Origin of the sequence: Deinococcus humi (genome assembly GCF_014201875.1) — a bacterium.
In the GTDB taxonomy this organism is placed as follows: Bacteria; Deinococcota; Deinococci; order Deinococcales; family Deinococcaceae; genus Deinococcus; species Deinococcus humi.
In genome coordinates this window covers 1-8,291 of sequence record NZ_JACHFL010000043.1, presented here as the reverse complement: position 1 = coordinate 8,291, position 8,291 = coordinate 1, and the positions used below count along the sequence as shown (strand labels likewise).

Sequence of the window (8,291 nt, the reverse complement as noted above, 5' to 3'; positions counted from 1 at the left end):
ACGGCGTAGCCGATCACGGCGAGAGGGAATCGGTACCCAGGAAGCTTCTGACCACTCAGCACCGCGTCACCCTACCCCAACAACTTGCCACAACCATGTGCAGGAAGTGCTGGTTAAGTTGCAGGCGGCGGACCGCACCCAGGCGGCGGTCAAGGCGTTGCGGCAGGGCCTGTTGTGAGACTGAGGATGGTCGGGGGTCTGTGGCGCCAGTTCTCTTGAGTCGACAGCCAACGTCGCCCCAGTGCGCCCCCCCTAAAACCGGATCTCCAGGCTTGCACCACGTTCGTTTTCGTACGCCTCGCGTACAGCCTGGGCCCATCCGTATCGTGACCCCTGATCATTTTCTGTGGCCCTGAAGCTGGCCCAGTACCGTCACCACCGCCACCTGAACGTGGCCGCATAGGAACTGACCCATCCTGCAAAGACAGCCGTAAAACGGGGCTGATAAGATTGGACATGCAACTCGTCCTCGCCATTGTTCAGGATGCAGACTCTTCCGCGTTGATGCGGGCGTTGCGAGAGCACGCCTTTGACGCGACCAAACTGGCCAGCAGTGGCGGCTTTCTCCGCGAAGGCAACACCACCCTGATCATTGGTCTGAGCCCTGACCGACTTGACGACCTGAAAACCGTTGTCAAGCAGACTTGCCACACCCGAACCCGCCTGGTTTCGTCCAGCATGGCCCTCCCTGAGCAGTACGAAGGGATGACCGTCGATTCCAATCCGATTGAAGTTGTCGTGGGGGGCGCTGTCCTGTTCGTCCTCGGCGTCCAGGAGTTCCTCAAACTCTGAAATGAAGCGACGCAAGGTCTACCGCAAAATTCAGGATCAGGCGACGGGGGTTATGGCAAGTTGTTGAAGCCTGAGGTGGGGCGGAGATCCCAAAAGGCAGGCGGCCTGAAGTTCAGGCCGCCTGCCACACAGTTTCTCGCCAGGTCTTGAACGCGGCTTGTTGATGATGCCGACGGTCGGGAGCGGGAACGGTGGAGCGAGCAGGGTGATGAAGATTCGTGATCCGGGCGTGCAGGTTCAGAAAACCCTGTGCCCGGGGTCGTGACCTGAACCCTCGCTGCTGACGAACACGGCGTCGTGTGGGGCGGTGGGATTGCTCGATCAAATTATTGCAGCGCGCCGCCTTGGATGACCTGAACGTGCTCCACGGGGTGGAGCACGGGAACTTCCCGAAGGGCCACACCATAACTCCACAGCTTGTCGGTGTGGATGATCTCTGGCACGTCGCCCCTCCTCCAGCAAACGGCGGAAGAACGATTTGGCGGCGGGCTGCATCACGATGTTTCTGAAGGAAAACGTCCAGCACGGCTCCGTGTTCGTCAACGGCCCGCCACAGCCAGTGTTTGACCCCGCCGATGTCCATGTGCCGTAACGTCCAAGGACCACCGGGAACCCCGGCGTCCCCTCCCGGTGGCGGAGACCCTGGGCCAAGAGGTCGCTGAATTTGGTGCACCAGCTTCGAATGGACTCACGCGTCACGACGATGCCGCGTTCCAGCAGCAGTTCTTCGACAGCTCGGTAGCTGAGCGTGAAGCGGTGGTACAACCACACGGCGTAGCCGATCACGATGAGAGGAAAACGGTAGCCAGGGAGTTTCTGACCGGTCAGCACGGCGTCACCCTACCCCAACAACTTGCCACAACCGGCTGAGGGTCCGTGACTGATCGCAAGCCCTACCGCCACCGCCCTCCCGCTGAGCATCATTCAATACGCTCTTTGGCTGTATCACCGCTTTTCTCTGAGCCAACGTGATGTTCAGAAATTGCTCCAGCAGCGCGGCATTCACGTCAGTCACGAGACCCTGCGTCAGTGGAATATCAAGTTCGCCCCGCTCTTGACCGAAGAGTTGCGCCACCGGGAACAGGGGCGGGGTTCCCGGTGGTTTCTGGATGAGGTGTGCATCGAGATCAGTGGCAAGAAATTCTGGTTGTGGCGAGCCATCGACGAATGCGGCGCGGTGTTGGATCTTCTCCTGCAAGATCAGCGGGATACAGGGGCAGCGAAGACCTTTCTCGAAAGGCTCTTGGCGAACTACGTCGTCCCAGAGGTGATCCACACCGGCAAGCTTTGGAGCTACGGAGCAGCCATTCGAGCCCTCCCCGTGCTCCACGCTGTGGAGCACATTCAGGTCATCCAAGGCGGCGCGCTGCAATAACCTCATCGAACAATCTCATCGCTCCACCCGACAACAGGAACGGAGTCAAATCGGCTTCAAAAACCCTTAACGGGCGCAGGAATTTCTAGCCTTACATGCCCGCGTCTCGAACTTGCAGCAGCATACCCGCACCACCGTTTCCGCCCACCTCCGAAGATCGAACCAGAACCGTACACACCTGGCATGGCAGCAGGCAGTTGACGTGGCCGTCTGAACTTCAGACGGCCACTGACCTTACTCGCCCCTTCGCTGGTTAACTTGCCAGAACCGATGAAACAGGGCTGCCAGCCTGACAGACCTCTTGAGTTCTATGACGCTGAAGGTATACTGTGCCATGCCCTGGACCGTCATCCTGCTCTCCGAAGTGACGGAGTGGTACCAGGGTCTAGACGGCACCACCGCTGACCTGGTCACGGCTGCGGTGGATCTGTTGGCCGAGGCTGGTCCCTCCCTGGGGCGGCCGTTGGTGGACACCCTACGCGGCTCCAGGCTGACCCATCTCAAGGAGCTACGGCCGGGTTCGGCAGGAAGAAGCGAGATCCGCATCCTGTTCGCCTTCGATCCCCGGCGGCAGGTCATCCTGCTCACCGCTGGCGACAAGGCCGGACGCTGGAAGGAGTGGTACGTCCAGCACATTCCCATGGCCGAAGAGCGCTACGAGCGCTGGCTGGCCGGGGACTACGACGAGGAGGAGACATGAAGGCACAGAACTGGAAGGCCGTACGCGCTGGGGCCGTGGCTGACGGACGCGTGAATGAAGAGTACGTGGCGGGGCTGAAAAGCACGATGCTGGCCCAGGTCCGCGCCCACCGGCTGGCCGAAGTCCGCAGCGCCACCGGACTGAACCAGGAGGAACTCTCAAGGCGACTGGGCATCTCGCAGTCGCGGGTGTCGCGTATCGAGCGCGGTGACCTGGAGAAGACCGAGCTGGCGACCCTGCGCGCCTTCGTGCAGGCGCTGGGCGGCGACATCGAGGTCACGGTCAAGCTGGGTGAGGAGCGCTTCCTGATCGGCTGACCGCCTGTCTCCAGCGTGCAAATCCGTTCGTCTCCACAATCTTCGCGCACAGCCGGGGTGCATCCGTGTCGTGTGAAATTGCAACGGTTGTGGCAAGTTGTTGAGGTAGGGTAACGCGGTGCTGAGCGATCAGAAGCTTCGCGGCTACCGATTTCCCCTCGCCGTGATCGGCCACGCCGTGTGGCTGTACCACCGCTTCACGCTGAGCTACCGGGATGTTGAAGAACTTCTGCTAGAACGGGGGATCTGCGTCACCCGCGAGTCTATCCGTAGCTGGTGCATCAAGTTCAGCGACCTGTTCGCCCAAGGTCTACGCCACCGGGAACCCCGTCGGGGTTCCCGGTGGCACCTTGACGAGATGCACGTGGACATCGGCGGGGTCAAGCACTGGTTGTGGCGGGCAGTCGATGAGCGCGGCGCCGTGTTGGACGTCTTCTTGCAAGAGCACCGGGATACCGAGGCCGCAAGATCGTTCTTCCAGCGACTGCTGGGCGAATACGACGTGCCAGAGGTTATTCACACCGATAAGCTCTGGAGTTACGGCGCTGCCCTGCGGGAACTTCCCGTGCTCCACACCGTGGAGCACGTCCAGGTTGTCTCAACGGCGCGCTGTAATAACTTGATTGAGCAGTCTCACCGACCCACCCGGCGGCAGGAACATGCGCAGCGGGGCTTCCGATCCCGACGACGGGCGCAAAGATTTCTCGACCTGCACGCCCGGATCACGAACCTGCAGCACCCCGCCCGCTCCACCGTTCCCGCTCGCCGCCGGCGTTCCCACCAACAGGCTGCTTTCGAGACGTGGCGGGACGTGCTACAGCAGGTGGCCTGAACTTCAGGCCACCTGCCTTTCCAGGCTTCCCGCTTCCTGAGCGCCAACAACTTGCCACAACCTCTCTACCGGGGTGGTCTGTGTGGTGGTGGTCTGCTGAGATTCTGTGTCGCATGCAGCCAGCCCGAGGGCCAGGCTGCCCAGCAACAGGACAGTGGCCATTCCGTTGATCTTCATGATTTTGACCTCCTTTCAAAGACAGCGGGCGGCCCGCAATCGGCTGCCCGCTGTCTTTGGCACTTCAGAACTTCAGAAGATTCTGGAACTGGAGCTCAGGAGCGCTGGAAGTCCCAGACCAGGCGGTAGGTGCCGAACTCCTTTTCCACGCTGAACGACACCCGGCTCTGTGCGCCGCGCTCGTAGATGTAGGTCAGGGCGTAGTCCAGACCCGCGCCAGTATCGGTGGGGTTGACCAGGGTAAAGCCCTGGGCCTTGAACTGGCGGTCATAGAAGGCCATGACCTGCTGCAGGTTCAGGCTCGAGCCCTCGATCCGGGCCATCAGGGTGCCGTCCTCGTTGATGTCCGCCGCCGTCAGGGCGGACCCCTGCGGGATGGAGAACCTGACGGTCTGCGGATTGTTCGACAGGTCGTTCAGTTCGATCGGACCGTACACCTGATACTGCACGCCCGCAAAGTCCTTGGCACCGACCAGCGGGTTACGGCCCGCAGCGGTGTTCTGTTCCGGCGTGAAGGTGGTCACGCCCACCACCGTGACCGGCAGGACGAGCTTCGTTGCGGCGGCACCCGTGCTGTCGTTGGTGGCCGACGTCGTATTGGTGTTCGTGGTGCTTGTATTGCCCTGCGCCATCATCTGCACGCCGCTCAGGTCGAAGGTGGCGCGGTAACTGTTGTTGCCCTGGCGCACCAGATTGAGGCGGACCTGTGACCCATTGCGGGTGTACGTGGCCTGAGCGTTGTTGTCGCCCATGTTCTGCGAGGTCCGGGTAAACCCCTGGGCGCGCAGCTGGTTGTCGTGGTAGGTGTAGACCGTCATCAGGGGCGCGTCGACCCGGAAGGCCAGCACGGCCGACTGATTGTCGTACTTGGTGCCGACGACGGTGGCCTGAGGATGGGCGGAGACCTTGAGCGTGGTGGACTGGTTGCTCAGACTGCCCAGTTCGCCGGGACCATACAAGGTCCAGGCCAGACCGTTGGTAGAGCCAGAGAGGACAGGTTGCTGCTGCGCCATGGCCACAGGTGCGAGAGCGAGGAAAGCGGTCAGGGCGAAAGCGCCAGCATTGCGAATTATCGTCTTATTCATAGAAACTCCTTGATTTGATAACACTGCTCAAAAGATGAGGAAGCCAGCCTCGGGTTCTCGAAAGTAGAAGCTGGCTCCTAGCTATCGAAACTGACCTTAGCACCAGGCTGTCGACGAACAATGAAATGAAATGCGGCCAAAAACTCTTCATTTCCAGACTACAGCTCTTTAATGGAGCGGCCATCGATTGCGACAAGCATGAATGTGTCTTCAGGTGATTCGTTGTTTCAGAATGATTTCTATCTATGAGTCAGTTCTCAAAATGAAGAGGCATACATGGGTCTGCCACGACAGCTCATCTTTCTGCATTTCGGAATCTGCATGCTTTCTTTATATAGTCTGATCCGCTTCACACCAAGGACCGGTCACAAATCGCAGTGGAAAGGAAGCGCGTGCTCATGGCTGACGGACGCTGCTGGATGTGGTTCCAGGGTGGAGGCCGAAGCGAACCAGCAGGGGGCGGTGGTCACTCAACACCTCTGGCAACGCGCGGGCTGCCGTGAAGACCACACCGTCTCCCCAGGTGTAATCCAACCGCAGGAAGCCCAGACGGGCGGCATAGGTGAATCCGAAGCCCGCGCCCGCCTGCACAAAAGCGTCGCGCAGGCCAGTGGCCCGCAACAGACGGTGGAGCTCGCCGCGTGCCGGGGCATTCATATCGCCGACCAGCACCACCGCGCCCGGCGCGGTAGCCTGCACCTGGCTCACGGCTCCGGGCAATTCCCGACGGAGGTGCAACCGCCAGGCCACCCGCCCCGGCAGAGCGCGGGGTTCGCCGGGCCGGTTGATGTCGGTGAGCAGCGCCAGGGTAGGCAGGTGGACGTTGACCACCGTCACTTCACCGGTCCTGGTCTGTAGGCGCGTGACCAACAGGACGTGACCGGTCTGGGGAAACCGGAGCGGTCGGCTCTCCAATAGGGGCAGGCGCGTCAGGGTGAGCAGTTCTCCCTGATGCGCCGTGGACCAACCGGGAAAGGCGGCGCGCACGCGCGCCGCATAGGTCTCCTGGGGCCGGTCCTTGAACAGCGCCTCCTGAAGGACCACCACGTCGGCTCCCTCCCGGCGGGCCAGCTGGGCGATCCGCCCCGGATCGGCGGAGGCATCCAGCGTGTTGAGGCTCAGCAGGGTGATGGGCGCGGAGACAACCGGGCGCTCACTGGGCAGGACAAGGCCCACTTGCACCACCACGAAAGCGGCGGCGGCCAGCACGTTCCAGGCCGCCCAGCGAAGTTGGCCCGCGCGCCACGCCAGCCACGCCAGCAGCGCAAAGAGCGGCAGCAGCAGTTGCGGCGGAATCAGGTCCAGGGTCGCCACCCACCACCAGTGTTCGGAGGTTTGACGGGCCAGGATCGCCCATCCCACCACCAGCGCAGCCAGGAGGACGGAAGCGGCGCGCGGATCGGGGGTAGGGGCCTTCAGTCGCATGGTGGGTCCCATGCAATCAAGGCGCCCCGGTCACCGGGCCGCTCACCGTTCATGGTCCCAGGGTGACCCTGGACCGCGACGTCGCGTCCGAGGCATTCAGGGTCAGGCTGTACGTCTCGCTCGAGCGGGCCAGCTGGTAGGTGCGGGACCGCTCACCGCTGTCCCGGTCAGACGTCTCGACAAAGCCCTGGGACTTGAAGAAGGGCAGGTAGAAGTCTTCCAGGTCCTTCAGGGTGTAGTTGCCGTAGAACAACAGACTGGCTCTCCTGTCGTGGTAACTGGCGCTGTCGATCAACACGTTGCCAGGCGGGGTCAGAAAAATCCGTCCCGGAACGATCTGCACGGTCTTCAGGTCGATGGGATCAGCGTAGACCCGCAGATTGTCTGGAGCCTCACCCGCCAGCAGGCGCAGGGGAAGGTCCCCGCTCCGGAACTGATAAAGCGCCTGGATGGTGCCGCTGGCCCCCTGAATCATCTGGACTTCGACCAGGCGGTCGGTGCGGCGCAGCAGGGCACGGGCGCGCGCGCCCTCCAGGTACACGCGGAACGTGAGTTCAAAGCCCTGGCGCTGAAGTTGAGCCGCGGCGAAGTCCAGGGCTCCTCGAACGTCCAGGGCTGGGGGAGGGCGGTACGTGATCAGCGCCGTGCGGGTGCCGGCGTCGTACCGGGTCCCGAGGACTTTGGCCTGTTCGGGTGCGCTCAGCCGCAGGCGGTTGTCTCCTGTCTGCAAATCGGTCAGGCCACCCGCGTACAGGCCCCAGGAAAGAGTGCCTGTCGTGCCACTCAACAGTGGAGCGGGTGTCGTCTGGGCAGCAGCGGGAAGGGTGGCGCAGACCAGTAGGGCCGCGAGAACGAGGCTTTTCTGGTTCATGGTGGACCTCCTGTTCACCCACCGTACCCCGTCACCGCCGCCGCTCCGGTCCTCTGATAACTTCCCCTTAAGAGCCTGTGCTCAAAACCGGGTTGGGTCAGGTAGGGGGATGGTCGAGCGATGGGTTCCCGATGGTCTGTGGACGCTGATCTTTCCCATGATCCCTGAACCGCCACCACGACCCAAAGGCGGTCGCCCGCACCTCCATCCGAGACGCGTCCTGGCAGGCATCCTGTACATCCTGCGGTGGGGACTGCCGTGGAGGCAGCTCCCCACCGCTCTGGGCTTTGGGAGCGGCATCACGTGTGAGCGCGCATTTCATCGTTGGCAAGCGCAGGGTCTGTGGTCGAGTCTCTTCCAGCAGGTGCTGAACCACGCGGCCGCTGCAGGGCAACTCGACTGGTCGCGCGCGGCGTTGGATGGCTGCAGTCTACCGGCCCCGCGTGGGGGCGAACAGACGGGGCGCAATCCGACGGACCGGGGCAAGCTCGGGAGCAAACTGCACCTGCTGATCGATGCCTCCGGTCTACCGCTGGCCATCACGCTGACCGGCGCAAACGTCCACGACTCTCGTCAATTGGAAGCCACGCTGGACGCCGTGCACGGCGTCCGGACTGGCGAGGGTTGTGGCAAGTTGTTGGGGTAGGGTGACGCGGTGCTGAGTGGTCAGAAGCTTCCTGGGTACCGATTCCCTCTCGCCGTGATCGGCTACGCCGT

Annotated in this window: 9 protein-coding genes and 2 pseudogenes; 6 read left to right on the top strand and 5 right to left on the bottom strand. The window is 62.4% G+C overall.

Annotated elements, in window-relative coordinates; genetic code table 11:
- Positions 1–456 precede the first annotated feature (456 nt).
- A complete protein-coding gene (locus HNQ08_RS26750) occupies positions 457–792 on the top strand; it encodes a cyclic-di-AMP receptor (RefSeq protein ID WP_184138466.1) in 336 nt (111 codons plus the stop codon).
- 112 nt (positions 793–904) lie between these two features.
- On the opposite strand, the pseudogene HNQ08_RS26745 reads toward HNQ08_RS26750, so the two are convergent.
- Positions 905–1,623, bottom strand: a pseudogene (locus tag HNQ08_RS26745) (IS6 family transposase).
- A gap of 45 nt (positions 1,624–1,668) precedes the next feature.
- Here HNQ08_RS26745 and HNQ08_RS26740 point away from each other — a divergent pair.
- From HNQ08_RS26740 to HNQ08_RS26725, 4 genes and pseudogenes are all read left to right on the top strand, one after another.
- Positions 1,669–2,381, top strand: a pseudogene (locus HNQ08_RS26740) (IS6 family transposase).
- 120 nt (positions 2,382–2,501) lie between these two features.
- The gene (locus tag HNQ08_RS26735) at positions 2,502–2,867 is read left to right on the top strand and encodes a type II toxin-antitoxin system RelE/ParE family toxin (protein ID WP_184138464.1); all 366 of its coding nucleotides are present in this window, start codon (positions 2,502–2,504) and stop codon (positions 2,865–2,867) included.
- Positions 2,864–3,184 (top strand): XRE family transcriptional regulator, encoded by a 321-nt coding sequence (locus HNQ08_RS26730; protein ID WP_184138462.1) that lies wholly within the window; start codon positions 2,864–2,866, stop codon positions 3,182–3,184. The genes HNQ08_RS26735 and HNQ08_RS26730 overlap by 4 nt, the downstream gene beginning before the upstream one ends.
- 118 nt (positions 3,185–3,302) lie before the next feature.
- On the top strand, positions 3,303–4,016 hold the full coding sequence (locus HNQ08_RS26725; RefSeq protein ID WP_425321380.1) for an IS6 family transposase: 714 nt from the start codon (positions 3,303–3,305) through the stop codon (positions 4,014–4,016).
- Between the two features lie 3 nt (positions 4,017–4,019).
- Here the strand turns inward: HNQ08_RS26725 and HNQ08_RS26720 are convergent, their stop codons facing one another.
- The 4 genes from HNQ08_RS26720 to HNQ08_RS26705 all read right to left on the bottom strand — a co-directional run bounded on the left by HNQ08_RS26720 (position 4,020) and on the right by HNQ08_RS26705 (position 7,574).
- Positions 4,020–4,193, bottom strand: a complete 174-nt coding sequence (locus HNQ08_RS26720; RefSeq protein ID WP_184138460.1) for a hypothetical protein — start codon at positions 4,191–4,193, stop codon at positions 4,020–4,022.
- A gap of 95 nt (positions 4,194–4,288) precedes the next feature.
- Positions 4,289–5,278, bottom strand: a complete 990-nt coding sequence (locus HNQ08_RS26715) for a hypothetical protein (RefSeq protein WP_184138458.1) — start codon at positions 5,276–5,278, stop codon at positions 4,289–4,291.
- A gap of 396 nt (positions 5,279–5,674) precedes the next feature.
- Positions 5,675–6,703 carry an endonuclease/exonuclease/phosphatase family protein gene (locus tag HNQ08_RS26710; protein ID WP_184138456.1) on the bottom strand — a complete coding sequence of 343 codons (1,029 nt, stop codon included), beginning with the start codon at positions 6,701–6,703 and terminating at the stop codon, positions 5,675–5,677.
- A gap of 49 nt (positions 6,704–6,752) precedes the next feature.
- On the bottom strand, positions 6,753–7,574 hold the full coding sequence (locus tag HNQ08_RS26705) for a hypothetical protein (protein ID WP_184138454.1): 822 nt from the start codon (positions 7,572–7,574) through the stop codon (positions 6,753–6,755).
- On the opposite strand from HNQ08_RS26705, the gene HNQ08_RS26700 reads away from it, so the two are divergent.
- A complete protein-coding gene (locus HNQ08_RS26700; RefSeq protein WP_342355726.1) occupies positions 7,573–8,220 on the top strand; it encodes an IS5 family transposase in 648 nt (215 codons plus the stop codon). The genes HNQ08_RS26705 and HNQ08_RS26700 overlap by 2 nt on opposite strands.
- Positions 8,221–8,291 lie beyond the last annotated feature (71 nt).

Coding starts and splice junctions, on each gene's coding strand:
- HNQ08_RS26715 (WP_184138458.1), bottom strand. CDS start 5,278: ATGAATAAGACGATAATTCGCAATGCTGGCGCTTTCGCCCTGACCGCT.
- HNQ08_RS26750 (WP_184138466.1), top strand. CDS start 457: ATGCAACTCGTCCTCGCCATTGTTCAGGATGCAGACTCTTCCGCGTTG.
- HNQ08_RS26705 (WP_184138454.1), bottom strand. CDS start 7,574: ATGAACCAGAAAAGCCTCGTTCTCGCGGCCCTACTGGTCTGCGCCACC.
- HNQ08_RS26700 (WP_342355726.1), top strand. CDS start 7,573: ATGGTGGACCTCCTGTTCACCCACCGTACCCCGTCACCGCCGCCGCTC.
- HNQ08_RS26735 (WP_184138464.1), top strand. CDS start 2,502: ATGCCCTGGACCGTCATCCTGCTCTCCGAAGTGACGGAGTGGTACCAG.
- HNQ08_RS26720 (WP_184138460.1), bottom strand. CDS start 4,193: ATGAAGATCAACGGAATGGCCACTGTCCTGTTGCTGGGCAGCCTGGCC.
- HNQ08_RS26730 (WP_184138462.1), top strand. CDS start 2,864: ATGAAGGCACAGAACTGGAAGGCCGTACGCGCTGGGGCCGTGGCTGAC.
- HNQ08_RS26710 (WP_184138456.1), bottom strand. CDS start 6,703: ATGCGACTGAAGGCCCCTACCCCCGATCCGCGCGCCGCTTCCGTCCTC.